The organism is Rhizobium sp. FY34, assembly GCF_005222845.1.
Classification (GTDB): Bacteria; Pseudomonadota; Alphaproteobacteria; order Rhizobiales; family Rhizobiaceae; genus Neorhizobium.
Genome location: NZ_STFZ01000005.1, coordinates 159,515 through 183,858, shown reverse-complemented (window position 1 = coordinate 183,858; position 24,344 = coordinate 159,515). Strand labels below are relative to the sequence as shown.

The window sequence follows — 24,344 nt, the reverse complement described above, 5'->3', positions numbered from 1 at the left end:
AGCGACTTGCCAAGGCCTGGGGAGGGGCGGCATTCGATTTTGAGGCCTGGAGGGGCCGAACATAACATTGCGAAATTCCTGACCTTCAGCGGTTTCCGTCATGGCGCACGGTTTCCGACAATGATGACGAGAGAGCGGATCGGCAAGATGTTTCGCCGGATCGTTTTGATAGTGCATGACGCGGGACCTCCCGCATCCGTTTTTTTGCGCCAGGCGAGAACCCTGCGCCCCCTTTAAAACCTGAGGAGACGACAATGGCAAATGATGTTGATACCGTAAAATATGACGTCAAGGATGGCGTCGCATGGGTGAGCTTCAACCGTCCGGACAAGCGCAATGCGATGAGCCCAACGCTGAACCGCGCGATGATGGATGTGCTGGACGAGCTTGAGTTCCGCGAAGATGTGGGCGTTCTGGTCTTGACCGGCGAGGGCTCTGCCTGGTCTGCCGGCATGGACCTAAAGGAATATTTCCGCGAATCCGAAAAGGATGGCCTGAAGGGCGTTCGTCGCTCGCAGCGCGAGAGCTATGGCTGGTGGCGTCGTCTGCGCTGGTACCAGAAGCCGACGATTGCCATGGTCAATGGCTGGTGCTTCGGCGGCGGTTACGGTCCGCTGTTTGCCTGCGATCTCGCCTTTGCAGCCGACGAATCCAAGTTCGGTCTCTCCGAGATCAACTGGGGTATCCTGCCGGGTGGCGGCGCAACCAAGGTTGCTGTCGAGCTTCTGCCGATGCGCAAGGCCATGTACCACGCCATGCTGGGTGAGCCGATCGACGGCAAGACGGCAGCTGAATGGGGCCTCGTCAACGAAAGCATGCCGCTCGCACAATTGCATGCCCGCGTGAGCGACGTGGCCCAGAAGCTGCTGGCAAAGAACCCGGTTGCTCTGAAGGCCACCAAGGACGCCGTGCGTCGCGTTGGCATCATGACCTATGAGGAAGCAGAGGATTACCTGGTGCGCGCCCAGGAAGCTGCCAATTCCTACGATCCGGACGGTCGCAAGGAGGGCATTCGTCAGTTCATCGACGAAAAGAGCTACAAGCCGGGCCTCGGCGCCTATGACAAGTCCCGCAAGGGCTGATCTATCCGGGAGCCGGCAGAAGCATGCTTCCGCCGGTTTTTCGGTCGATTTGCAGCCTGCCTCACGGCGAATGCCGTGGGGCAGGCTGCCTGCGGTCTTTCGTCATTTGCGTGATGTCGCCATTTGCGCTACTCGCCTGCTGCATCAGGGGTGCATAAGGATCCCACCGGTGGCAAGGGCTGGTTCGCAGGCATGACGGAAGACAAGAATGTTCCGATAAAGGTTCACGGATGGCGCCACCTGTTGGCGGCCCAGACCTATTCTATTGCCGGTTTTCGACGCCTTTTGCAGGAAACGGCCTTTCGCCATGAGATCCTCGCCTATCTTGTTTTTCTTCTGCTGTTTTTCGCAGTCGGCGCGCATCCGGGCGAATATATTGCGCTGACCGTGATCTTCCTGGTCCTCTGCGCCGTCGAGGCGCTGAATACAGCCATCGAGGAAATCATCGACCGTATTTCACCGGAGCTTTCCGTCACCGGGCGCCATGCCAAGGATCTCGGTTCCTTCGCTGTCTTTTGCCTGCTGCTCGCAGGGGCGGCGCTGGTGGGTTACGTGCTCTTCAGCCGGCTATCGCCGCTATGGACATAAAGGGTCTCCCTGTTTTTAGCGCGCACTGCACAATCTGCTCTGTCCCTTCATCAAAGTGACAGCTGGACCTGTCAAAATTGACAGCTCTTGGCGTTTTGATCGTCAGGAGGCCGTGGCTTTATGCGGCGCAAATGGAGATGGGTCTATGCTGTGCAAATTGATCGGGGTGCCGTTGCAGGACGGCGCATCGCAACTGGGTTGCGAAATGGGGCCAAGTGCGCTTCGCACGGCCGGGCTTGTGGCCGCGTTGCGGGAGCTTGGCCATGAGGTGGCGGATCTGGGCAATCTTTCGCCACGCAGTGCAGATCCACCACCGCATGCCAATGCCGCATTGCGCAATCTTGCCGATGTCAGTGGCTGGATCGATGTGATAGCCGAAACTGCCTACCGGGAAAGCGCCAATGGCATGCCGATCTTTCTCGGCGGCGACCATGCGCTATCGGCTGGAAGCGTTGCGGGCCTTGCCCGGCGTGCGGCAGAGAGGGGCCGCCCGCTTTTCGTGCTCTGGCTTGATGCCCATACCGATTTTCACAGCCTGACTTCTACCACCAGCGGTAATCTGCATGGCGTGCCGGTCGCTTACTTTACCGGTCAGCCGGGATTTTCGCCTTACTTCCCAGTTTTGCAGGCACCGGTTGATCCGGCCAATGTCTGCATGATCGGCATTCGCAGCGTCGATCCCGCCGAACGCGCCGCGCTGAACCAGACGGCAGTGACGGTTCATGACATGCGCGCCATTGACGAGCATGGCGTTGCAGTGCTTTTGCGCGCCTTCCTGGAGAAGGTCGAAGTGGCGAACGGCCTGTTGCATGTCAGCCTGGATGTGGATTTCCTCGATCCCTCTGTCGGCCCGGCGGTCGGCACGACTGTGCCCGGCGGCGCCACCTTCCGCGAGGCGCATCTGGTCATGGAAATGCTGCATGACAGCGGGTGTGTGTCGAGCCTCGATCTGGTCGAACTCAATCCGTTTCTCGATGAGCGCGGACGCACCGCCACCATGCTGGTCGATCTGACGGCAAGCCTGATGGGGCGTACCGTGATGGACCGCCCCACGCGTCGTTATTGAGTGCCAGTCGCCAAAGGCGCGTTCAGTATGACGCGCCCTTGGCGCCGGCAAACTGTTCGCCGCGTGCCCGTGCCGCCTGGATCTGGCGAAACTCCGCCATGCCGGCAAGGCCTGCATCGCGCAGCAGCGCCACATCATAGGGGCCGGGAATGAAGCGATAGCCGCGCTCCAGAAGGTCATGCACGCCGGCACCGGCATTCGGCACGGTGCCGAGGATCTTGCCGGCCTTCAGGACCGCCTCTTCCGCCTTGCGCGCCAGGGCCTGAACCTCAACATGTTCCGTCTGGCCGATCAGGCCCATCGAGGCTGCCAGATCATTGATGCCGATGAAGATGACATCGGCGCCGGGAATGGCGGCAATCGCTGCGGCATTGTCGATGGCAAGCACGGATTCCAGCTGGATGACAATCAGCATATTGTCATTGGCCTTGGCGACATAATCCGGCTCTAGCCCGAATGTGGAGGCCCGCACCACGGAGGCGGCATAGCCGCGAATGCCATGGGGCGGATAAAGACAGGCTTTGACCGCCGCCTGCGCCAGTTCCGGCGTATCGACCGAGGGGATCATTACCGATTGCGCGCCGGCATCGATGACGCGTTTCAGGAGAACATGATCGTTCCAGGCAACACGCAGAACGGCGGGGCTCGGCGTGGTTTCCAGCACCCGCAGCACTTCCAGGATATCGCGTGTATCGCCCACCCCATGTTCGTGGTCTGCGAGAATGAAATCATAGCCGGTATGTCCGAGGATCTCGGCATTGCCCGGCGATCCGCCACCCACCCAGCAGCCATAGGCGGTTTCGCCGGCCATCAGCCGGCTCTTCAGTTGGTTGGGCTTGAACACGATGGATCCTCGTCAGGCACTTGGTTTCTTGTTATCCGGATTTGATCTCACTTGCCAAACGCCAGCGTGCATTTGACAGCCGAGTCCCAGCCATCCAGCAACTCTCGGCGCTCATCGACCGCCATTGACGGGTTGAACTGGCGCTCCAGATGCCAGTCTGCGGCAAAGCCTGCCTGATCCGGCCAGATGCCCGCACCATGGCCGGCAAGCCAGGCGGCACCAAGCGCCGTCACTTCCGAGGAGGCGGATCGATCCACCGCCACGCCGAGAATGTCGGCCAGCCGCTGCATTGTCCAGTCATTGGCCGCCATGCCGCCATCGACGCGCAGCAACGTATCGGCGGTTGCCGGCCAATCCTTGCGCATGGCGCCCAAGAGATCACGGGTCTGGAAGCAGACGGATTCAAGCGCTGCACGGGCAAACTCGGCCGGTCCCGTATTGCGGGTCATGCCGAACATGGCGCCACGCGCTTGCGCATCCCACCAGGGGGCGCCAAGACCGGTGAAGGCCGGCACGAGATAGACGCGCTGGCCTGGATCGGCGCTTGCGGCAAGATCTGCCGTCTCGGAGGCCTTGCCGATCATCTTCAGCCCATCGCGCAGCCATTGCACGGCGGCGCCTGCAATGAAGATCGAGCCTTCTAGCGCGTAATGGATTTCACCGTTGAGCCGATAGGCGATCGTCGTCAGCAGTCTGTTATTGGACGTGACCCGGTCCTTGCCGGTGTTCAAAAGCGCAAAGCAGCCGGTACCATAGGTGGATTTCATCATGCCCGGCGTAAAGCAGGCCTGGCCGATGACGGCGGCCTGCTGGTCGCCGGCCACGCCCCTAATGGCGATTGCGCCGCCGAAGAGATCCGGCTCCGTCGTGCCGAAATCATCGATATTGGAGAGGATCTCCGGCAGCATGGCGTGCGGAATGCCAAACAGCGCCAGAAGCTCGTCATCCCATTCGGCGGTGCCGATATTGCACAGCATGGTGCGCGAGGCATTGGTGACATCGATCACGTGACGTTTGCCGCCGGTCATCTTGTAGATGAGCCAGCTGTCGACCGTGCCGAAGGCGAGATGTCCGGCTTCCGCATCGGCGCGTGCGCCCGGCACATGCTCCAATATCCAGGCAATCTTGCTTGCGGAAAAATACGGATCGATCAGAAGGCCCGTGCGCTCGGCAACCAGTGCCGCATGGCCATCCTGGCGCAGGCGTGCGCAATGGTCTGCGGTGCGCCGGTCCTGCCAGACGATGGCCCGGTGGATCGCCTTGCCGGTGCGCCTGTCCCAGACAAGCGCCGTCTCGCGCTGGTTGGTAATGCCGATGGCGGCTATCTGATTGGCACTGGCGCCAGCGTCCGTCATGGCCTTGCGCGCTGTCTCAAGCGTTGTCGTCCAGAGGTCTTCCGCCTCGTGTTCCACCCAGCCCGACTGGGGAAAGTGCTGGGAAAATTCCATCTGGCCGGCGCCACGGCTCTTGTAGCTGCGGTCAAAGATGATCGAGCGGGTCGAGGTCGTGCCCTGGTCGATGGCGAGAATGAAGTCCTTCATGCGGCAGATCCCGTTTCCGTCATGGCAATCAGTACAAAGCGTTCGGCGCCCAATGGGGCGTCGAGGAAGCAAGTTTCAGTGAGGATGGAACCGACACACAAACGCACCGACAGCCTGTGCTGCCGGTCGTCATCCTCCCCAAATTCCACCGCTCCCGACGATGTTTCCGGTCTTGGTAGCATAAAAGCCGGCCGACCGAAGCCGTTTTTTCTGTCTCATACCGCAGCCGCCGATAGCTTCAATATCGCCGGTATGGCCAGAGACAGGCCTGAGAGAAACAGCAGCAGAAAAGCCACGCGCCGCATGGCAAGCGGCGAAAGCGGAGGCGGATAGCGCCGCGCCAGAGTGGTCGAGGCGATGACCACAGGGATGGCGAGAAGGCCCCACCAGAAGCTTGGCGACGGCAGATGTCCGGCGCCGGCCACCAGTGCCAGCCGCACCACGGCATTTGTGGCGAATATGGCGACCAGCGTTTCGCGCACCGCAGTCGGTTTCAGCGGCTGGCGATAGAAATGATAGATGAGCGGCGGCCCGGCTGTCGAAAACAACCCGCCCATCACGCCGGCGACCGCGCCGAAACCGATAAACGAGGCGCGCGACGATAGCTGCGGCAGGGCCTGTGGTTTCAGCGACAGCTGGATGCTGGAGGCGACGATGACGACACCGAGAACCGCTTTCAGCCAATCGAGAGAGGCAGAAGCCATCAGCCCGAGCAGGAAGTAGCCGAGACCGAGAAACACAAGGCTTGCGGCAAGCGCCGGAAGCGCTTGGGCAAAGGCAATATCCCGCCAGCCCTTGGCCAGCACCTGTGCTGCATTGACGATGACCAGAATGCTGACGAGCACTGCCGCATCGGTGAGCGGGATGATGCCGGTCAACCCGATGCCGCCCATCATGATAAGACCCAGCGCAAAGCCGGTCAGGGTCTGGCTATAGGCGGCGATGGCTGCAATCAGCAGCAATCCGGCAAGACTTTGAATATCCATGCTCAGAGTGCCTGCAGACCGTCGAAGAGATCGGTGCGATTGGCGCCCTTGCGGTAAAATACCGGCGGCGAACCGAGCGGCGCATCGACCGTCAGCGTCTGGCCACCCTGATGCTCGCTGCCGCTCCAGATATGCACCCAGGTTTCGCCCTTCGGCAGATAGAGCGTGCGGGTGATCTCGCCCGCCTGCCAGACCGGCGCCACCAGCAGGTCGCGGCCAAAGAGATAGGCGTCCTGAATGGCATAGGTTTCGCGGTCATCCTCGTGGTGCAGGAAAAGCGGGCGCTGGACGGGAAGGCCAGTTGCTGCAGCCTCGCTCGACAGGCTCTTCAGATAAGGCGCCAGATGCACATAGATTGCCGTCATCCGCGCAAAATGCGCCAGAACCCCGGCGTCCTGATCAAGCTGCAGGTTGTCGCGCGGGCGGTTGCCCTCGTGGCTGCGCATCACGGCGGTAAAGGCTGCCATTTCCGCCCAGCGCATGATGAGTTCTGCCGTGCGCACATTGCCGAACAGGCTGGTATAGCCGCCGATATCCGAGTGATGATAGGCATTGCCAAGCAGGCCGGAGGAGAGCGCACCGCAGATGACGGTGACAAGGCCATCGTGACGGGAGAAGTCGACCGACTGGTCACCGCCCCATAAAAGCGGGCAATGGGCCTGCACGCCGGTAAAGCCTGCCCGCATGAAGAACAGGCTGTCGCCTGTCTTGCCACGGCTTGCCACTGCCTTTGCGTTGACTTCTGCCCAGAGCGTCGGCCAGGCATTGTGCATCAGCTTGGCGTCCACGCCATTGGCCAGATTGATGTCGATGGGCAGATATTCGCCGAAATCCGCCATCCAGCCGGAGAGACCGTAATCCAGCATGTTCTTGCCGATCACCTCTTCGGCAAACCAGTCTGCCGCTGCTGGATTGGTGAAATCCACCACGCCGCAATCAAACTCGCCGAAATCGACAAGCGCCGTCTTGCCCGCATTGTCCGTGGCGAAATAGCCGTTTGCTTCCGCGACCGGAAACAGCGGGCCATCGACGCAGAGATAGGGGTTCACATAGCCGAGGAAGCGGATGCCCTCATTGCCCAGCTCAGTGATCTTCTGGCGAAGGTTCGGATAGCGGGTCTCGTTGGCCTGCCAGTCCCAGAACAGGCGCGCGCCAAACGATGTGTGGCGAAGGCCAACCCAATCCTCGCACCAGAGACCGGATACCTTAACGCCGGCATCACGCATCTTTTCCATGCGGGCAAACGAGTTCTCGCCATCCTTGAGACCAAGGATCGCGCCGACATAGACCCAGTCGGGAAGTTCCGGCTGGCGGCCGAAGCGGGTGGAGAGCAGGCCCACCAGTTCCACGAAGGTCGGCGCGCAGAAGAACTCCAGTCGTTCCGGCACGGCCCAGATCTCGATCTCGTGGAAACCGTCGCGGCGGAAATCGAAGACGGAATAGGCCGTGGTTTCCACATGGGCTGCATAGCGGCGCGACGAGATATAGGTCGGCTGCGGATAGTTGGTGTTGTAATAGTCGCCGCCGGATTTGCCGGTCACGTCTGCCTTGAAGGTGATCTCGCTTGTCTTGTCGCGCCCGACGCCTGGCTCGGATGTCCAGAGCGGGAATTTGCGGCCGCGCATGTCGAAATAGGACATCTGCTCGCCGCCGCCCCAGACATGCTCGCCCGCTTCAGCCACGATGCGGAACCATACGCGGTTGATCGATGGATCTGGCGTTTGCGTGATGAGATGATTGGCATCCATGGTCAGCACGAAGCGCACCGGTTGCCCGGCGGCTGGCGAAAAGGAGATCCGGTTGCCGTCGATCTCGGCATGGGTAAGCGCCACGCGCTCCACGACATAATCCTCGATATCGAAATTGCCGCGATACATGTCCATCCGCTCTTCGCCACGTCCGACGAAGAGGGCAGGGGCGGCGTGCGTGTGGCGCAGGATCTCGCGGCCTTCAAGAGTGAGGGTAAAACCGCCGGGGATGAGGTTAAGCTGCATGGATATCTGTCCTTGCGCCGCGGCGCTTGTCTTGATGATGGCGAGCGTTGTGAGCGCAACATGCACCCCCCTCTGCCCTGCCGGGCATCTCCCCCTCAAGGGGGGAGATCATGCCAGACGCTTTGTCGCTACGTCCCGCAGCATTGAGAATGGTAAACAGCGGGCGGGTTTGGTGCATGAGGAGCCTGCCGCTTGTGATCTCCCTCCTTGAGGGGGAGATGCCCGGCAGGGCAGAGGGGGGTAGAGCCGGTTTACTCATCGCGATTAGTTCTGGGTAAGGCCGGCATCGACGACGAAATTGGCGCCGGTGCAGCCGGCGCTTTCGTCGGAGCCGAGGAAAAGGGCAAGGCGGGCCACGTGGCTCGCATCGAGGCGGAATTTCAGCGCCTGCAGGTCGATGAACTGCTGGTTCTGTTCGGGGCTCGTCCAGAGCGCCAGCTGCCGTTCGGTGACGATGGCGCCGGGTACGATGCAATTGACGCGGATGCCGGAGGGCCCAAGCTCGCGCGCCAGCGTCTTCGTCATGCCGTTGATGGCGGCTTTGGCGGTCGTATAGCCCACCATGCCGGGGCGCCCGCGCATCCAGGATATCGAGCCGAGCATGATGATAGAACCGCCGCCCTTCTCTGCCATCGCCTTGGTCACGGCCTGGCTTGCGAAAAACTGGTGGTCGAGATTGAGCGACAGCGCCCGGCGCCAATAGTCCGGCTCCACCTCGTCGATAGCGTGGCGATCGTCCTTGCCGGCATTATTGAGGAGAACATCCACGCCACCCTGATCGGCCTCGAAGGCCGCAATCGTCTCGCGAAGGGCGGCGATATCCGTCACGTCGCAGGGTTTGAAGCTGGCGCCGGTCGCTTCTGCTGTCTTCGCACCTGCATCCGCATCGATATCGAGGAAGGAGACGCGCGCGCCTTGCGCACGAAAGGCCTTCACCATTTCCTCGCCAATGCCCGAGGCACCGCCGGTGATCAGCACATGACGGCCTTCAAGCGAGGAATAGCGAACGGTTTCATAGGAAGCGGGCATGATGGGTCTCAGATATCGGGATTGAACAGGGGCTTGGACAGGCCGGCCACATCAACGGGCATGGCAAACACCGCGCCGGAGAGCGGATATTCGGCCAGTTCCTCGTCAGGCCGGCCGATGCGGGCGCTGGTGCAGTAGAGGGTTTTCAGATCAGGGCCGCCAAATGTCACCATGGTCGGGCATTTGGCGGGTACCGGATGTTCTGAGAGAAGCGTTCCGTCGGGCGCATAGCGCTGCACGCGGCCGCCTTCAAACAGGGCTGACCAATAGCAGCCCTCGGCATCGACGGCGCCACCATCGGGCCGGCCTTTGTCCGTCTCGGAACCGAATTTGGCAAACAGTTGGCGATTGGTCGCCGCACCCGTCTCCACCTCGTAATCATAGGTGTAGAGCGAATAACGCAGCGTATCGGAATGATAGAGGCGCTTGCCATCCGGCGAAAAGGCGACGCCATTGGAGGTGAAGAGGTCGCCGGCCAGCTTTTCAAGCCCCCGGCGGTCATAGCGGTAAAGGCTGGCCGTGCCGCGCTCGCGCGTTTCGTCCACGGTGCCGGCGATGAAGCGGCCAGCCGGATCGACCATGCCGTCGTTGAATCGGCTGACGGACTGGTCTTCCGGGTTATCGGCGAGCTTGTCGATCAGGTCACCCTTTGCCGAGAGCAGCCAGATGCCGGAGCGCAGGCCGGCCACAAAGCCGCCGCCCAAAGCGAGACCAATGCAGCCGACTTCTTCGGGCAGCTGAATCGTGCCAAGCGCGCCGCTTGCCGGATCAAAGCGATGGATGCGGCTCTGCTTGATATCGACAAAATACAGAACCTGCTCGGCGACTGACCAGAGGGGGCATTCGCCAAGGTCCGTTCTGATATCAAGAGCGAGGCTGAAACCGGCTTGCACCTGACCCACCTCAGTATGCTGCTGTGGGTGCGCTGACGGCGGGCTTCGTCTCGCCCTTCATTTGGCCGAGCCAGTCATTGGCACGACCGGTCATCATCGCCACATCCGAGGCGATTGCCGCATAGTCATAGCCATAGCCGATGAAGCGCTTCACCATATCCGGATTGGGGCCGACAATGCCGACCGGCTTGCCGGCGGCGTGGGCATCCTTTGCTGCCTTTTCGATCAGCGCCTGGACTTCGGGATGGGCGATATTGCCGATATGGCCCATGGCCGCCGACAGATCACCCGGACCGACGAACAGCGCATCGATACCCTCGACAGCGGCAATTTCCGGCAGCCGCTCGATAGCTTCCGGCGTTTCCAGCTGCACGATGGTGCAAACATCCTTGTTGGCACTCTTCAGGTAATCCGGAATGGTGCCGAATTTCGAACCGCGATGGACGGCGGCAACGCCGCGAATGCCTTCCGGCGGATAGCGCGTGTAGGAAGCGGCAGCCTTTGCCTCTTCCGCCGTCTGCACGAAGGGCAGCATGACGGTGCGGGCGCCGGCATCCATGCAGCGCTTCACGAGAACCTGATCGTTCCAGGCGAGACGCACGACGGCATCTGCCGGCGTGCAGCCGATGGCGCGCAGGATATGGGCGAGATCAGAGACCTCGATCGGTACATGTTCCATATCGACGACGAGAAAGTCGAAGCCGGCATAGCCCAGCGCTTCAGCCGTTGTCGGCGCAGCGGCCATCAGCCAGGTGCCAAGCGGGGTAGCGCGGTTCTTGTCCGACAGCCAGGACTTGAAAGGGTTCAGCGTGCTCATGACAATATCCTTTAGAAAATGACCGGGTCCGGCACTTTGGCCGAGCCACTGAGAAAATCGAAGTCGCAGCCTTCATGCGCCTGGCTGACATGGTTCTGATAAAGCGCTGCAAAGGAACGCTCATAGATGCGCGCAGTCGGCGTCCATGCGGCGCGGCGGCGGGCGATTTCCGCCTCGTCCACCCGCATATTGATCGTGCCGGCGGCGACATCCAGCTCAATGAGGTCGCCGGTCTTCACCAGCGCCAGAGGTCCGCCGACGGCTGCTTCCGGCGAGACATGCAGGATGCAGGTGCCGTAATGTGTGCCGCTCATGCGCCCGTCGCAGATGCGCACCATGTCGCGCACGCCCTCTCTCAACAGCTTTTTCGGGATGGGCAGGTTGCCCCATTCCGGCATTCCGGGGGCGCCGACGGGACCGGCATTGCGCAGGATGATCACCGTGTCTTCCCTGACATCCAGATCCGGCTGGTCGAGCGTCTTATTCATCGTGGCCGGATCATCAAAGACGATGGCCGGGCCGATATGCTTCAAGAATTTCGGATTGGCGGCAGAGGATTTCATCACTGCGCCATTCGGCGCCAGATTGCCGCGCAGCACTTCCAGCGTCTTGCCGCGCGACAGCGGCACGACCGGATTATTCTCGTCGCGGATCACGTCATCGTTCCAGCAATCGGCGCCGGCTATATTCTCGCCCACCGTCTTGCCGTTCACAGTTGGGCGGGAGAGATCCAGATGATGCTGGTATTTGCGCAGAAGCGCGTTCAAACCGCCGGCAAAATAAAAGTCTTCCATCAGATATTCGCCGGAGGGGAAGACATTGACGGCAACCGGCACCTTGGCGGCCATGGCCGACATGTCATCGAGCGTCAGGTTCACCTGGGCGCGGCGGGCCATCGCGACCAGATGTACGGCAGCATTGGTGGAGCCGCCAAGCGCCATATAGGCAACAAGGCCGTTTTCAAAGCTCGCCTTGTTGATGATGTCGGAAGGTTTCAGATCCTCCCAGACCATTTCGACAATGCGCACGCCGCAGGCGGACGCCATGCGTGGATGGCCGCTGTCGGTGGCCGGAATGGAGGATGCGCCGGGCAGTGTCAGCCCCATGGCATCGACGATCGACGTCATGGTGGAGGCGGTGCCGATCGTGTTGCAGGTGCCGGCGGAACGCGTCATGCGGCTTTCAAGATCCACCCAGTCATCCTGGGTGATGTTGCCAGCGCGAAGCTCGTCCCAGTATTTCTTCGTATGCGTGCCGGCGCCCGTCTTGATGCCGCGCCACTGGCCGTTCGACATGGGGCCTGCCGGGCAATAGATCACCGGAATATCCATGGAAATGGCGCCCATGATCAGCGCCGGCGTGGACTTGTCGCAGCCGCCGAGCAGCACGGCGCCATCGATCGGGTGTGAGCGCAACAGTTCCTCGCATTCCATGGCGAGAAAGTTGCGGTAGAGCATGGTGGTTGGCTTTACCATGACCTCGCCCACTGACAGCGCCGGCATTTCGACCGGATAGCCGCCCGCCTGCCAGACGCCGCGTTTTACCGCTTCGGCCCGGTCACGCAGATGCGCGTGGCAGGGGCTCATCTCGCTCCAGGTATTGATAATGCCGATGACCGGGCGCCCCATGAACTCGTCGCGGCGCATGCCCATCTGCTGCGTGCGCTGGCGATGGGCAAAGCCACGCATGTCGTCGGAGGCAAACCAGCGCTGGCTGCGCAGTTCGGATAGCTCTTTTCGTTTGGTCACGTCGCTCATCCCTTGATGCCGCCTGCGGTAAGGCCGGAAACCACCCGTTCCTGAAAGATGACGATCAGGATCGCGACCGGCACGATGCCGACGACGAGCGCTGCCGAAATCACCGGCCAGGGAAAGGCAAACTCACCCTGATAGAGCTGGATGCCGACCGGCAGCGTGCGCAATCCCGGATTGGAATTGAACGATAGCGCGAGCAGAAACTCATCCCAGGCATTGACGAAGGCCAGAATGCCGGCGGTAAACACACCCGGCGCGCAAAGCGGCACGACGACCTTGAACAGCGCCCCCATCCGTGTGCAGCCGTCGATCATCGCGGCGTTTTCCAGATCGCGCGGAATGCCCTCGAAGAAGGAAACGAGCATCAGCGTGCAGACCGGCAGCGACAGAACCGTATAGGGTAGGATCAGCGCAACCCAGGTGTTGAGCAAGTTCAGCGCCCGCATGATTTCAAACAGCGGCACCAGCAGCGTCACCAGCGGGAAGGTGGAAACCGCGATGATGAGCGACAGGATAAGTCCGCGATATTTGAGATTGAGGCGCGCCAGCGCGTATGCCGCCAGCACCGAGACCAGCAGCGTCAGGCAGGTGGAGAGGATCGCCACCATGAAGCTGTTGAACAGGAACATGTGCAGCGGCTGGTCGGAAAAGGCCTGCATGTAATTGGCAAGTGTTGGCGTATGCGGCAGCCATGTGATCGGCTTTTGCGTCAGTTCCGCTTCCGTCTTCAGCGAGGTGAACAGGATCCACAGGGCCGGAAACATGCCGTTGACCAGAAGAATGGTGGCGGCGATGAAGCGCAGCGGCTTGCCGGACAAGAACGAGTTTGCCCCCGAGGCGATGACTTGGCTCATGGGTTACTCCTTGGTCCGGATGATGCGCAGGTAGACGGCTGTCACGCACATGGACAGCGCGAACATGACGACGGCGAGCGCCGAGCCGTAACCGAGATCGAGGAAGGATACGGTGTTCTGGTGGATATACATGGCAAGCGTGGCGGTGGATGTGCCGGGGCCGCCGCCGGTCATCATGTAGGGTATGTCGAAGGTCTGCAGCGCCGTGATGGTGCGGAAAATCAGCGCCACGACAATCGCCGGCTTCAAAAGCGGCAGGGTGATTTCGAAGAACTGGCGGATGCGGCCTGCGCCATCGACATCGGCGGCTTCATAAAGCGAGCGTGGAATGGTCTGCAGGCCGGCCAAGATGATCAGCGCCATGAAGGAGGATGTCTTCCACACGATGGTGAGACAGATGGCGGCAAAGGCAAGGTTGGGCGAATTGAACCAGATGACGCCCTCGATGCCGAAGCGGGACAGAACATCATTCACCACGCCATATTCGGAATGGAAGAACCAGGCGAAGATCAGGCCGGCAAAGGATAGCGGCAGCGCCCAGGGAATGAGCAGCGACAGGCGCACCGGCCATTGCCGGCGAAACGGGATATTGGCGAGAAGCGCAAGCCCGAGCCCGACAAACAGCGCGCCGGGAACGGTGATGAGGGTGATCAGCACGGTGTTCCAGGTGGTTTCCCAGAAGACCGGATCCTCGATCATCAGCTGGTAATTCTCGATGCCGACGAATTCCGCCGGCAGGCCGGAAGTCAGCGACAGGCTGAAGAAGCTCGTATAGATCAGCCGCATCACCGGATAGACGATGATCAGCGACAGGAGGATGGCGGCTGGTGCCAGCAACAGTACGGCCAGCGCACGATCGCTCAGATCCAGCATCTTCGTCCAGGCCGGGGGCTGTCTGTCTGTCCGGTCGGTCTTGGTGAGGGTGGAGGTTGTCACCGTCGCAGCTCCCGCGATTGCTTGTCGGTCGTAATACCAAGTGTCGACGATAGAAACCGCAATAGGTTCCCTTGGTATAAGGCTCCGTTCGGGGCGGCATCGTGCCACCCCGTCCGGTCATTTGCGCTGTGAAAGGGACGCAAAGCCTTGCGCCCGTTTCACAGTCTGGTCGGCAATCAACGCAGGATACGCTTTAGGCGGGCTTCGATCTGGGCTGCACCATCTTCCGGGGTGGTGACGCCAGCCAGCACGGCATTGACCGTGGTGCGGATGGTTTCGCTCACCTCGTTATAGCGTGGCGTGACCGGGCGCGGCTTGGCGGTTTCAACCACCTGCTTGGCATCGGCAAACCACGGTGCTGCCTTCAGCACGTCTGCATCCTTGTAGAGTTCCGAATGGGTCGGCAGCAGCGAGCCGTTGACCGCCATGAACTTGGAGGCATCCTTGCTGGAAAGGTATTCGACCAGCTTTTTCGCGCCATCCTGGTTCTTGGAATAGGCCGAGACGCCCCATTCCCATCCGCCGAGGCAGGTTGCCTGCTCGCCGCCGGTCATCGCCGGAAGACGGGCAACGCCGACCTTTCCGGCAACGGCTGAATCCTTGCTCTGCGACTGTGCCCAGGCATAGGACCAGTTGACGGCGAAGACGACATTGCCGGCCTGGAATTCCTTGCGCGTGTCGTCGGTTGCGACTTCCGCAATGTTCTTCTTGGAAACGCCTTCATCGACGAAGCTCTTCCACAGCTTCAGCGAATTGACGGCGGCCTGCTTGTCGAAGGTCAGCTTGCCATTGTCGGTGAGGTTCTTGCCCTGGCTCCAATAGGGCAGAAGGAAGGTGCAGACCGCGCCTTCAATCGCCTTGCCCTGGAAGGACAGGCCCTGCAGGTCCTGATTGTTCTCGCCGCCGTTGATCTTCTTGACGGCAGCCTTCAACTCATCCCAGGTCTTCGGCGGTTCTACGCCATACTTCTCCAGGAGATCCTTGCGATAGTAGAGGAACATGGAATCGGCGAATGCCGGAAGCGCCACGACCTTGCCATCCACCGTATTGGCTTCCGCATAGGCCGGCAGATAGACCGACATATCCTTGCCCTCGAAGGGGCTTGTCCAGCCGGCGGCGGCAAACTGCGCCGGGCGAATGACGTCGAGGATCAGCACGTCGAGCGAGCTATCCTTGGCCGACATGATCGTGTTGAGATACTGTGCCTGGGCTTCCGATGTGTTGCCGCCGGTTTCGATCGTCACCTTCGTGCCGGGATTGGCCGCTTCGTATTGATCCATCACCTTGCGCCAGACCTGTGGCTGATGCTGGCTGGAAATATAAACCTTCAGTTCGGTATCGGCAAAGGCCGGTGCCGCCAGGCCAAAAATGCTGGCCGACAGAAGCGCTCCCGCCAGAAATGTCTTAGTCATTGTCACTCTCCCAAATAACGATGCGCGGGCCCAAACCACTCCCCCGCGCGAGGAGCATCAGCCGATGGCGCGTTCGCTTGCGGCATCGAAGAGATGAACCTTGGACGGATCAAGCCCGAGGCGCAGCGTGGCGCCTACCGTCGGGCGCATGTCTGGCGGCATGCGTGCCGTCAGTGTTTCACCGCCCATGTCGAAATGCACCAGCGTGTCGGAGCCGAGCGGTTCAACGACCTGAACCGTGGCCGTGAGTGTGATGGCCGGATCGGCCGCCGTGACGAAATGCTCCGGCCGAATGCCGACAATCACGTCACGTCCGTCGAATGCGGTTTCCTTGCCGGTCTGGATGGCCGATAGCGGCAGCCGGTCGCCATTGGCAAAGCACACATGGCCGGCCTCGATTTTCGCCTTGGCAAAATTCATGGCCGGCGAGCCGACGAAGCCGCCGACGAAAACGCTTTGCGGCTTGTTGTAGACCTCGTCCGGCGTGCCGACCTGCTCGATATCGCCGCCGCGCAGGATGACGATGCGGTCGGCCAAGGTCATGGCTTCCACCTGGTCATGCGTGACATAGATGATCGTCGTGCCGATCTGCTGGTGCAGGCGTTTGATTTCCGTGCGAACCTGGCCGCGCAGCTTGGCGTCGAGGTTGGACAGGGGCTCATCGAAGAGAAAGACCTGCGGGCGCCGTACGATGGCGCGCCCCATGGCAACGCGCTGGCGCTGGCCACCGGACAACTGGCCGGGACGCCGGTCGAGCAGATGGGCAATGCCCAGCATTTCGGCGGCCTCGTTGATGCGGGTCTCGGCATCCTTTACCGCCACGCCCCGAACTTTCAGGCTGAAGCCCATGTTTTCGCGCACGGTCTTGTGCGGGTAAAGTGCATAGTCCTGGAACACCATGGCGATATCGCGCTCGCGGGGCGCGAGCTTGTTGACGACGCGGTCGCCAATCAGGATTTCGCCGTCACTGATTGATTCGAGGCCGGCAACCATGCGCAGCGTCGTTGACTTGCCGCAGCCGGACGGGCCGACAAAGACGACGAATTCGCCATCCTTTATGTCCAGATCGATGCCCTTGACGATGCGAAGTGCGCCATAGCTCTTTTCAAGCTTGCGTAGGCTGACGGATGCCATAAGTTCCTCCCGAGACAGGGCGCGGGGCCCTGCAGCATTCTATCGGGATCGGATCATAGCGCTGCGATTTTTAAATGCAATGGCTGATAGCCTGTTTTGATGTGATGATTAGAATATGACAATTCTGCAGATATAGAGTGTAAAGGAGATTATTTTGGACATATAATTTAGAATTATGTTGTCCGGGGAGGTTCAACAGATTAGAATTTTAGATAATAGCGCTGCGGTGAGGAGATAAAATGGGGCAGAAGAATCTTGGTGTGCCACGACCGGCGCGCCAGCGACGCAAGATGCAGAGCGTGACGATGATGGATGTGGCCGAACTGGCCAAAGTGTCGCCTTCCACCGTGTCGCTCTATCTGCGCCGCCCGGATGCGGTCTCTGCCAGTGCCGGTAGTGCCATTGCGCATGCCATAGACAAGCTGAACTATGTGCCGAATCTTGTGGCCGGCGGTCTGGCTGCCGCGTCTTCGCGTGCCGTCAGCATTATCGTTCCGTCCGTGCGCAATGCCTTCTTTGCCGAAACGGTGGCCGCCATGCAGGTGGCGCTGCGCAAGGAACGCCTGCAGGTTATTCTGGGGCATACGGAATATGACGAGCGCGAGGAAGAAGACCTGGTGCGCACCGCGCTCTCCTGGGCGCCGGCTGCTGTCGTGCTGACCGGGCTTTCCCATTCGCAGGCGACGCGCCGCATGCTGGGCAAGACCAGCGTGCCGGTCATCGAGATCTGGGAACTTGGCGGCCCGCAGATCGATACGGCGATCGGCTTTCACCATGAGCAGGTGGGGGCGGCCACCGCCCGCCACCTCATCCAGCAGGGACGTCGCCGCCTGGCCTTTCTCGGTGCCCGCATGCATGAAGACAGGCGTGCGCGACTGCGTTGCGATGGTTTCATGGCGGCCGCAGCCGAAGCAGGCGTGAGCGTGGACGTGATGCAGCATCCGGCGCCATCCTCGGCCGAAGTTGGTGCCATGCTCCTGTCTGAAACGATGCAGACACTGCCGGACATTGATGGCATCGCCACATCCAACGATCACGTGGCGCTCGGTGTTCTGTTTGAATGCGAGCGGCTGAAGATTGCCGTGCCGGAAAAGCTGGCACTGGTGGGCTTTGGTGATTTGAGCTTCAGCGCCGCCTGCAATCCGCCGCTTACCACCATCCGCCCCTCCGGCGACCTGATCGGCAAGGAGGCCGCCCGGCTGATCATCGAGCATATGGGGGGCAAGGCGCCCGCGCCGCAGATGACGATCGACACGCGCTTCACGCTTTTGCACCGGCGAAGCAGCTAAGAAGCGGAATTAGGCCGAGGTTTCGGCAAATTCGATCACCAGAACCTCATGGCTGCCGTCGAGCTTCATTGGAAGGTCGGCGGCAGACAGGATGGCACAGTCAAAGCTTTGCAGGCGAGCGGCCGATGGGCCGCAGCCGAGTGTCGTCGTTCCGCCGAGGCAGAAGACGACAGAGACATCTTGCATCTGCTCCAGTGTGAAGGGTGGTTTTTTGCGTTCTACCCGGTGCGACAGGCGGTCCCGCCGCGTCATGACATTGAGATCAACGACTGCCGCATCGACCAGTACCGCCGAAATCGGTTCATCGGCGGCAAAGGAAAAGGGCGGTGAACGGCGCGTCAGGGTGATGTCCTGTCCGTCTTGCCCATGAAGGATCATGCCAGCACCTGACAGGATGGTCAGCGTTCGATCGACGCCTGGAAAGCTGGAAAAGGGACCATCGCTGGCCACTGTTGCCATGCTGAGACGCCAGTCGAAACCGGAAAGCCCGGCATCAGGTGGATAGACGGCGATCTCCGCCGTCTGCCCGCCGCCATTCTTCCAAGGCATGCGCTTGTAGTCATCGGCCTTCAGAACCTGCATCGTCAATTGCCCAGAATGCCGGGCAGGCGCAGGCCCTTCTCGCGCGCGCAATCCAGCGCCACGTCATAGCCGGCATCGGCATGGCGCATGACGCCGGTTGCCGGATCGTTCCACAGCACCCGTTCCAGCCGGCGTGCCGCATCATCCGTGCCGTCGGCGCAGATGACCATGCCGGAATGCTGGGAAAAGCCCATGCCGACGCCGCCGCCATGATGCAATGATACCCAGGTGGCACCGGACGCGCAGTTCAGGAGCGCATTCAGCAGCGGCCAGTCGGATACGGCATCCGAACCGTCCTTCATGGCTTCCGTCTCGCGGTTGGGCGAGGCGACGGAGCCGCTATCAAGATGGTCGCGGCCGATGACGACCGGGGCCTTCAGCTCGCCGCTGCGCACCATTTCGTTGAAGGCGAGACCCAGCTTGTGGCGATCGCCAAGACCCACCCAGCAGATGCGCGCCGGCAGGCCCTGGAAGGCAATGCGCTCGCGCGCCATGTCCAGCCAGTTGTGCAGGTGGGTGTTGTCGGGCAGCAGTTCCTTCACCTTGGCATCGGTCTTGTAGATATCCTCCGGATCGCCCGAGAGAGCTGCCCAACGGAAGGGGCCGATGCCGCGGCAAAACAGCGGGCGGATATAGGCCGGCACGAAGCCGGGAAAGGCGAAGGCGTTTTCAAGACCCTCTTCCTTGGCCACCTGGCGGATATTATTGCCGTAATCGAGCGTCGGCACGCCCATGTTCCAGAAATCCACCATGGCCGCGACATGCACCTTCATGGATGCTCGCGCTGCAACTTCTACCGATTTCGGATCGCTCTCCTGCTTGGCGCGCCATTCGGCCACCGTCCAGCCGGAGGGCAGGTAGCCGTGGATCGGGTCATGCGCCGAGGTCTGGTCGGTAACGATATCCGGCTTTACGCCACGACGAACCAGTTCCGGGAAGATATCGGCGGCATTGCCGATGAGGCCGACGGACTTTGCCTCGCCCGCCTTGGTCCATTGATCGATCAGCGCCAAAGCCTCGTCCAGCGTATGGGCCTTGGCATCCACGTAACGGGTGCGCAGACGAAAATCGACGCGGGTCTCGTCGCATTCTACGGCAAGGCAGCAGGCGCCGGCCATGACAGCGGCCAGCGGCTGTGCGCCACCCATGCCGCCAAGCCCGCCGGTCAGGATCCACTTGCCCTTCAGGCTGCCGTTATAGTGCTGGCGACCGGCCTCGACGAAGGTCTCGTAAGTGCCCTGCACGATGCCCTGCGTGCCGATATAGATCCAGGATCCAGCGGTCATCTGGCCGTACATGGCCAGTCCCTTCTTGTCCAACTCGTTGAAATGATCCCAGGTGGCCCAATGCGGCACGAGATTGGAATTGGCAATCAGCACGCGCGGCGCATCCTTATGGGTGCGAAACACGCCGACGGGCTTGCCCGATTGGACGATGAGGGTTTCCTCCTCCGTCAGCGTTTTCAGCGTCTCGACGATTTTGTCGAAATCATCCCAGGTGCGGGCTGCCCGGCCAATGCCGCCATAGACCACCAGTTCATGCGGGCGCTCGGCGACGTCCGGATCGAGATTGTTCATCAGCATGCGCAGCGGCGCTTCCGTCATCCAGCTTTTGGCGGTGAGTTCGGTGCCGGTTGCAGCGCGCACGTCGCGAATATTGTGGCGTGGATTGGTCATGTCATTTCCCCTTGTTCTTAATGTCGTGGGCAACGGCTTCGATCCGTTCCAGAATGGCTTTCAGATGCACCCGAAGCCGCTCGGCCTTTTCAGGCGCATAGGCAAAGGGTGGCGCTTCGCTTGCCAGATGGCTGATCTGTGCAAGCTCCATCTGGATGGCATGCACCCCGGTTTCCGGCCGGCCATAATGGCGGGTGGTCCAGCCGCCCTTGAAGCGGCCATTGACAATGCTCGTATAGCCTGACGCCTCAGCCGTAATGCCGGCTGCGGCAGCCTCGATGGCCGGGTCGCAGGTGCGCCCCATATCGGTGCCGATGTTGAAATCCGGCAGCCGCCCTTCAAACAGAAAGGGAATTGTCGAGCGGATCGAGTGGCAATCGTACAGCACGGCCACGCCATGAAGGGCTCTCACCCGTTCGATTTCGGCCCAAAGCGCCGCATGATAAGGCGCGTGGAAGGTTACGAGCCTTTCAGCGATATCGCTTTCCGTTGGCGCCTGTCCCTCGCGCCAGATCGGTAGACCATCGAAATCCGTCTCCGGAATGAGGCCTGTCGTGTTCTGGCCGGGATAGAGGCTGACACCCGTGGGGTCGCGATTGGCATCGATCACATAGCGGTGGAATGTGGCGCGAACCATTGTCGCCTGCGGCAACAGCCCGGCATAGAGATCATGGATGTGCCAGTCGGTATCGGCGAGCAGCTTTCCGTTGTCGTTCAGCCGGTCATAGATCTCGCTCGGCACCTGCGTTCCCGTGTGCGGGAAGGCGAGGATGACGGGGGAGCTGCCTTGGGTGACTTCGAAGACCGGCATCATCGCAGTTCTCCTTTGACGGAGACTGTTGCACCCCCCCTCTGGTCTGCCGACCATCTCCCCCTCAAGGGGGGAGATCGATCCGCGCCAAGGCCGTAATTTCCATCTCCCCGTAGAGTTGGCTCCTTGCCGAGTTGTATAATCGAGGCAGGGAGCGAGCGTCTTGCTGATCTCCCCCCTTGAGGGGGAGATGCCCGGCAGGGCAGAGGGGGCAACACAGTCATCGACATCACCCCTCCAGTCCGGGCAGAAGGCCATCCGAAACGCAGGCCACCAGCGATCCATCCGCCACCAGCGCGGCGGCGGCGGCAAGATCCGGCGCCATGAAACGGTCCTCTTCCAGCGTGGGGACGACGGCGCGTAGCGCGGCAATTGCCTTCAGAAGCTCGGGGCTCGTCGTCAGGGGTGCGCGGAATTCCACCCCTTGCGCTGCCGTCAGCGCCTCGATGCCGATGATGGCAAAGAGATTTTCGGTCATCTGCAACAGGCGGCGTGCGCCATGGCATGCCATGGAGACATGGTCTTCCTGATTGGCGGAGGTGGGTGTCGAATCCACCGAGGCCGGATGCGACATCTGCTTGTTTTCGCTCATCAGGGCGGCAGAGGTGACCTCGGCAATCATCAGGCCGGAATTCAGCCCCGGCTTCTTCGCCAGAAAGGCCGGCAGGCCATAAGACAGCGCCGGATCGACCAGAAGTGCGACGCGCCGCTGGGCAATCGCGCCGATTTCGCAGACGGCAATGGCAATCTGGTCGGCGGCAAAGGCCACCGGTTCGGCGTGAAAATTGCCGCCGGAAACGACGCTATTGTCCGACAGGACCAGCGGATTATCGGTGACGGCATTGGCCTCGATTTCGAGCGTACGGCCAGCCATGCGCAAGAGATCAAGGCAGGCGCCATCCACCTGCGGTTGGCAGCGAATGCAATAGGGGTCCTGCACGCGCTCATCGCCTTCCAGATGGCTTTCACGAATGACGGAGCCTTCCAGCAGGGCGCGTAGCGAAACGGCGGTATCGATCTGGCCCTTGTGGCCGCGCAATGTGTGAATGTCGGCAGTGAAGGGGGCGGATGAACCCATGGCGGCATCGGTGGACAGTGCGCCGGTAATCAGTGCCGCCTGCGCTGCCCGATGTGCCCGGAAAAGACCGGCAAGCGCCAGCGCTGTTGAAGCCTGCGTGCCATTGATCAGCGCAAGGCCTTCCTTGGCTGCAAGAATGACGGGCGCAAGACCTGCGCGCCTCAAAGCCTCGGCGCCGGGCAGTTTCTCGCCCTGGTAAAAGGCTTCCGCTTCGCCCATCATCACGGCTGCCATATGGGCAAGCGGGGCAAGATCACCAGATGCGCCCACAGAACCCTTTTCCGGGATGAGCGGCGTGACGCCTTTGTCGAGCATGGCTTCGATCAGCCGGACCAGGTCCAGCCGCACGCCGGATGCGCCGCGCCCGAGAGACACGAGCTTCAGCGCCATGATGAGGCGCGTGATGTTTTCTGCCATGGGCTGACCCACGCCGCAGCAATGCGAGAGAATGAGATTGCGCTGCAGGGTCGCCGTATCGGCTGAATCGATCTTGATCGAGGCGAGCTTTCCAAAGCCGGTATTGATGCCATAGACCGGCGCGTTTCCAGCGGCAATCTCGGCAATGCGGGCGGCGGCACGCGCGATCCCGGCATCAAAACTACGGTCGAGCACAACGCTTTCGCCGGTCCAGTAGATGCGGGCAAGATCGGCGAGCGTCACGCTGCCGGGCTTGAGAGTGGTTGTCATGCGGATGCTCCTTGAAGAATGGTCTGGCCTTTCCACACCCGCGAATGAAGCGGGTTGAAGCCCATGCGGTAGACAAGTTCGGCGGGTCGCTCGATCGACCAGACCGCGAAATCGGCAGATTTTCCGGTCTCCAGCGTGCCGGTCTCGGCCTGAAGGCCAAGCGCCCGCGCCGCTTCTCGCGTCACGCCGGCAAGGCATTCCTCGACGGTCAGCCCAAACAGGGTGGCCCCCATGTTCATCGTCAGCAGCAGCGACGTGAGTGGCGAGGTGCCTGGATTGCTGTCGGTGGCAAGCGCAATGCGCGCGCCAGCGGCACGCAGGGCGGCAATCGGCGGCAATTGCTTTTCCCGCAGCGTGTAGAAGGCGCCGGGTAGGAGGACGGCAACCGTTCCGGCATCCGCCATGATTTTAGCATCCGCCGGCGACAGATATTCCAGATGATCGGCAGACAGCGCTTGGTAGGAGGCGGCGAGACGCGTGCCGCCGAGATTGGACAGCTGTTCGGCATGCAGCTTGACCGGCAGGCCAAGCGCCTTTGCCGCATCGAACACGCGGGCAATTTCATCGGGCGAAAAGGCGATGCCTTCGCAAAAGCCATCCACCGCATCCACCAGCCTTTCCGCATGCGCGGCAGTCAGCCCTGGCAAAACCACGTCGGCAATGTAGTCGCTGTTGCGGCCTTTATAGGCGGGAGGCGTGGCGTGGGCCGCAAGCCAGCTGGTGAGGATGCGCACCGGGCGGATTTGACCGAGGCGGCGCGCGGCGCGCAGCATGTTCATTTCGCCTTCTATCGAAAGCCCATAGCCCGATTTGATTTCAACAGTCGAAGCACCCTCTGCCAGCAGCGTATCGAGCCTTGGCAGCGACTGTTCTACCAGTTGTTCGACGCTGAGCGCATTGGTGGCGCTGACGGAGGAGACAATGCCGCCACCGGCGCGGGCAATCTCTTCATAGGTCGCGCCGGCCAGCCGCATTTCAAATTCGAGCGCGCGGTTGCCGCCATAGACGAGATGCGTGTGGCAATCGATGAAGGCGGGCGTGATCCAACGGTCGCCGCAATCGACAATCTCGGCACCGTCTGCGGCGCCAGCGGCAAGTCTCGCTTCCGGGCCCGCATAGGCGATGCGGCCATCGCGCACCAGAATGCAACCGTCGTCTACCAGCGCCAGCCCCTCTGCGCCCTCAGCCAAGGTCGCGAGCCGCGCATGGCGCCAGAGGGTCGGCCTTGCCGTCCCTTGCGTATGTTCTGGTGAAAAAACGTCCTCTACCATCGGTCTTTCGCCTTCTCTTT

The 24,344-nt window shown here is 61.3% G+C and carries 21 protein-coding genes; 4 read left to right on the top strand and 17 right to left on the bottom strand.

All coding sequences use genetic code 11. From position 1 onward, the window contains the following. Positions 1-254: 254 nt before the first annotated feature. The 3 genes from E8M77_RS02840 (at position 255) to rocF (ending at position 2,736) form a co-directional block, all read left to right on the top strand. On the top strand, positions 255-1,082 hold the full coding sequence (locus E8M77_RS02840) for a p-hydroxycinnamoyl CoA hydratase/lyase (protein ID WP_137129091.1): 828 nt from the start codon (positions 255-257) through the stop codon (positions 1,080-1,082). A 192-nt stretch (positions 1,083-1,274) separates the two neighbouring features. Continuing rightward, positions 1,275-1,670 (top strand): diacylglycerol kinase, encoded by a 396-nt coding sequence (locus tag E8M77_RS02835; protein ID WP_137129090.1) that lies wholly within the window; start codon positions 1,275-1,277, stop codon positions 1,668-1,670. A 145-nt stretch (positions 1,671-1,815) separates the two neighbouring features. Continuing rightward, the gene (rocF, locus tag E8M77_RS02830; protein WP_137129089.1) at positions 1,816-2,736 is read left to right on the top strand and encodes an arginase; all 921 of its coding nucleotides are present in this window, start codon (positions 1,816-1,818) and stop codon (positions 2,734-2,736) included. A gap of 22 nt (positions 2,737-2,758) precedes the next feature. Here the strand turns inward: rocF and E8M77_RS02825 are convergent, their stop codons facing one another. The 12 genes from E8M77_RS02825 to ugpC form a co-directional block, all read right to left on the bottom strand. After that, positions 2,759-3,580 carry an aldolase/citrate lyase family protein gene (locus E8M77_RS02825; RefSeq protein ID WP_137129088.1) on the bottom strand — a complete coding sequence of 274 codons (822 nt, stop codon included), beginning with the start codon at positions 3,578-3,580 and terminating at the stop codon, positions 2,759-2,761. Positions 3,581-3,627: 47 nt separating this feature from the next. Then, complete coding sequence (gene glpK, locus E8M77_RS02820; RefSeq protein WP_137129087.1) at positions 3,628-5,121, bottom strand: glycerol kinase GlpK; 1,494 nt, start codon at positions 5,119-5,121, stop codon at positions 3,628-3,630. A gap of 215 nt (positions 5,122-5,336) precedes the next feature. Continuing rightward, entirely contained in the window at positions 5,337-6,107 is a 771-nt protein-coding gene (locus tag E8M77_RS02815; RefSeq protein ID WP_137129086.1) for a TSUP family transporter, read from the bottom strand. A gap of 2 nt (positions 6,108-6,109) precedes the next feature. Next, entirely contained in the window at positions 6,110-8,101 is a 1,992-nt protein-coding gene (locus E8M77_RS02810; RefSeq protein WP_137129085.1) for an alpha-glucosidase, read from the bottom strand. Positions 8,102-8,365: 264 nt separating this feature from the next. Then, positions 8,366-9,130, bottom strand: a complete 765-nt coding sequence (locus tag E8M77_RS02800) for an SDR family NAD(P)-dependent oxidoreductase (protein ID WP_137129084.1) — start codon at positions 9,128-9,130, stop codon at positions 8,366-8,368. An 8-nt stretch (positions 9,131-9,138) separates the two neighbouring features. Beyond that, positions 9,139-10,023, bottom strand: coding sequence for an SMP-30/gluconolactonase/LRE family protein (locus E8M77_RS02795; protein ID WP_137129083.1), 885 nt, complete (start codon positions 10,021-10,023; stop codon positions 9,139-9,141). Between the two features lie 10 nt (positions 10,024-10,033). After that, the gene (locus E8M77_RS02790) at positions 10,034-10,840 is read right to left on the bottom strand and encodes an aldolase/citrate lyase family protein (RefSeq protein ID WP_137129082.1); all 807 of its coding nucleotides are present in this window, start codon (positions 10,838-10,840) and stop codon (positions 10,034-10,036) included. Between the two features lie 11 nt (positions 10,841-10,851). Then, the gene (gene araD, locus E8M77_RS02785; protein WP_137129081.1) at positions 10,852-12,597 is read right to left on the bottom strand and encodes an L-arabinonate dehydratase; all 1,746 of its coding nucleotides are present in this window, start codon (positions 12,595-12,597) and stop codon (positions 10,852-10,854) included. Then, the gene (locus E8M77_RS02780; RefSeq protein WP_137129080.1) at positions 12,594-13,448 is read right to left on the bottom strand and encodes a carbohydrate ABC transporter permease; all 855 of its coding nucleotides are present in this window, start codon (positions 13,446-13,448) and stop codon (positions 12,594-12,596) included. Before E8M77_RS02780 ends, araD begins: the two co-directional genes overlap by 4 nt. 3 nt (positions 13,449-13,451) lie before the next feature. Continuing rightward, positions 13,452-14,321: a sugar ABC transporter permease gene (locus E8M77_RS02775; protein ID WP_170975725.1), complete on the bottom strand. Its 870-nt coding sequence runs from the start codon at positions 14,319-14,321 to the stop codon at positions 13,452-13,454. Between the two features lie 239 nt (positions 14,322-14,560). Continuing rightward, on the bottom strand, positions 14,561-15,796 hold the full coding sequence (locus tag E8M77_RS02770; protein ID WP_137129078.1) for an ABC transporter substrate-binding protein: 1,236 nt from the start codon (positions 15,794-15,796) through the stop codon (positions 14,561-14,563). A gap of 57 nt (positions 15,797-15,853) precedes the next feature. Continuing rightward, complete coding sequence (gene ugpC / locus E8M77_RS02765) at positions 15,854-16,930, bottom strand: sn-glycerol-3-phosphate ABC transporter ATP-binding protein UgpC (protein ID WP_137129077.1); 1,077 nt, start codon at positions 16,928-16,930, stop codon at positions 15,854-15,856. Between the two features lie 239 nt (positions 16,931-17,169). On the opposite strand from ugpC, the gene E8M77_RS02760 reads away from it, so the two are divergent. Continuing rightward, a complete protein-coding gene (locus E8M77_RS02760; RefSeq protein ID WP_246659103.1) occupies positions 17,170-18,219 on the top strand; it encodes a LacI family DNA-binding transcriptional regulator in 1,050 nt (349 codons plus the stop codon). 9 nt (positions 18,220-18,228) lie between these two features. On the opposite strand, the gene E8M77_RS02755 is transcribed toward E8M77_RS02760, so the two are convergent. The 5 genes from E8M77_RS02755 to hutI all read right to left on the bottom strand — a co-directional run bounded on the left by E8M77_RS02755 (position 18,229) and on the right by hutI (position 24,324). Beyond that, on the bottom strand, positions 18,229-18,801 hold the full coding sequence (locus E8M77_RS02755; protein ID WP_137129076.1) for a HutD family protein: 573 nt from the start codon (positions 18,799-18,801) through the stop codon (positions 18,229-18,231). A gap of 2 nt (positions 18,802-18,803) precedes the next feature. Beyond that, positions 18,804-20,477, bottom strand: a complete 1,674-nt coding sequence (gene hutU, locus E8M77_RS02750) for a urocanate hydratase (RefSeq protein WP_137129075.1) — start codon at positions 20,475-20,477, stop codon at positions 18,804-18,806. A gap of 1 nt (position 20,478) precedes the next feature. After that, positions 20,479-21,288: an N-formylglutamate deformylase gene (gene hutG, locus E8M77_RS02745; RefSeq protein WP_137129185.1), complete on the bottom strand. Its 810-nt coding sequence runs from the start codon at positions 21,286-21,288 to the stop codon at positions 20,479-20,481. A gap of 229 nt (positions 21,289-21,517) precedes the next feature. Further along, positions 21,518-23,053, bottom strand: a complete 1,536-nt coding sequence (gene hutH / locus E8M77_RS02735; protein WP_137129074.1) for a histidine ammonia-lyase — start codon at positions 23,051-23,053, stop codon at positions 21,518-21,520. Further along, positions 23,050-24,324 carry an imidazolonepropionase gene (hutI, locus tag E8M77_RS02730; RefSeq protein ID WP_137129073.1) on the bottom strand — a complete coding sequence of 425 codons (1,275 nt, stop codon included), beginning with the start codon at positions 24,322-24,324 and terminating at the stop codon, positions 23,050-23,052. Before hutI ends, hutH begins: the two co-directional genes overlap by 4 nt. Positions 24,325-24,344 lie beyond the last annotated feature (20 nt).

Excerpts from the sequence above, each read along its gene's own strand:
- E8M77_RS02840 (WP_137129091.1), top strand. The coding sequence starts at position 255 with ATGGCAAATGATGTTGATACCGTAAAATATGACGTCAAGGATGGCGTC.
- E8M77_RS02835 (WP_137129090.1), top strand. The coding sequence starts at position 1,275 with ATGACGGAAGACAAGAATGTTCCGATAAAGGTTCACGGATGGCGCCAC.
- rocF (WP_137129089.1), top strand. The coding sequence starts at position 1,816 with ATGCTGTGCAAATTGATCGGGGTGCCGTTGCAGGACGGCGCATCGCAA.
- glpK (WP_137129087.1), bottom strand. The coding sequence starts at position 5,121 with ATGAAGGACTTCATTCTCGCCATCGACCAGGGCACGACCTCGACCCGC.
- E8M77_RS02815 (WP_137129086.1), bottom strand. The coding sequence starts at position 6,107 with ATGGATATTCAAAGTCTTGCCGGATTGCTGCTGATTGCAGCCATCGCC.
- E8M77_RS02810 (WP_137129085.1), bottom strand. The coding sequence starts at position 8,101 with ATGCAGCTTAACCTCATCCCCGGCGGTTTTACCCTCACTCTTGAAGGC.
- E8M77_RS02800 (WP_137129084.1), bottom strand. The coding sequence starts at position 9,130 with ATGCCCGCTTCCTATGAAACCGTTCGCTATTCCTCGCTTGAAGGCCGT.
- E8M77_RS02790 (WP_137129082.1), bottom strand. The coding sequence starts at position 10,840 with ATGAGCACGCTGAACCCTTTCAAGTCCTGGCTGTCGGACAAGAACCGC.
- araD (WP_137129081.1), bottom strand. The coding sequence starts at position 12,597 with ATGAGCGACGTGACCAAACGAAAAGAGCTATCCGAACTGCGCAGCCAG.
- E8M77_RS02780 (WP_137129080.1), bottom strand. The coding sequence starts at position 13,448 with ATGAGCCAAGTCATCGCCTCGGGGGCAAACTCGTTCTTGTCCGGCAAG.
- E8M77_RS02775 (WP_170975725.1), bottom strand. The coding sequence starts at position 14,321 with ATGCTGGATCTGAGCGATCGTGCGCTGGCCGTACTGTTGCTGGCACCA.
- E8M77_RS02770 (WP_137129078.1), bottom strand. The coding sequence starts at position 15,796 with ATGACTAAGACATTTCTGGCGGGAGCGCTTCTGTCGGCCAGCATTTTT.
- ugpC (WP_137129077.1), bottom strand. The coding sequence starts at position 16,930 with ATGGCATCCGTCAGCCTACGCAAGCTTGAAAAGAGCTATGGCGCACTT.
- E8M77_RS02760 (WP_246659103.1), top strand. The coding sequence starts at position 17,170 with ATGGGGCAGAAGAATCTTGGTGTGCCACGACCGGCGCGCCAGCGACGC.
- E8M77_RS02755 (WP_137129076.1), bottom strand. The coding sequence starts at position 18,801 with ATGCAGGTTCTGAAGGCCGATGACTACAAGCGCATGCCTTGGAAGAAT.
- hutU (WP_137129075.1), bottom strand. The coding sequence starts at position 20,477 with ATGACCAATCCACGCCACAATATTCGCGACGTGCGCGCTGCAACCGGC.
- hutG (WP_137129185.1), bottom strand. The coding sequence starts at position 21,288 with ATGCCGGTCTTCGAAGTCACCCAAGGCAGCTCCCCCGTCATCCTCGCC.
- hutH (WP_137129074.1), bottom strand. The coding sequence starts at position 23,053 with ATGACAACCACTCTCAAGCCCGGCAGCGTGACGCTCGCCGATCTTGCC.
- hutI (WP_137129073.1), bottom strand. The coding sequence starts at position 24,324 with ATGGTAGAGGACGTTTTTTCACCAGAACATACGCAAGGGACGGCAAGG.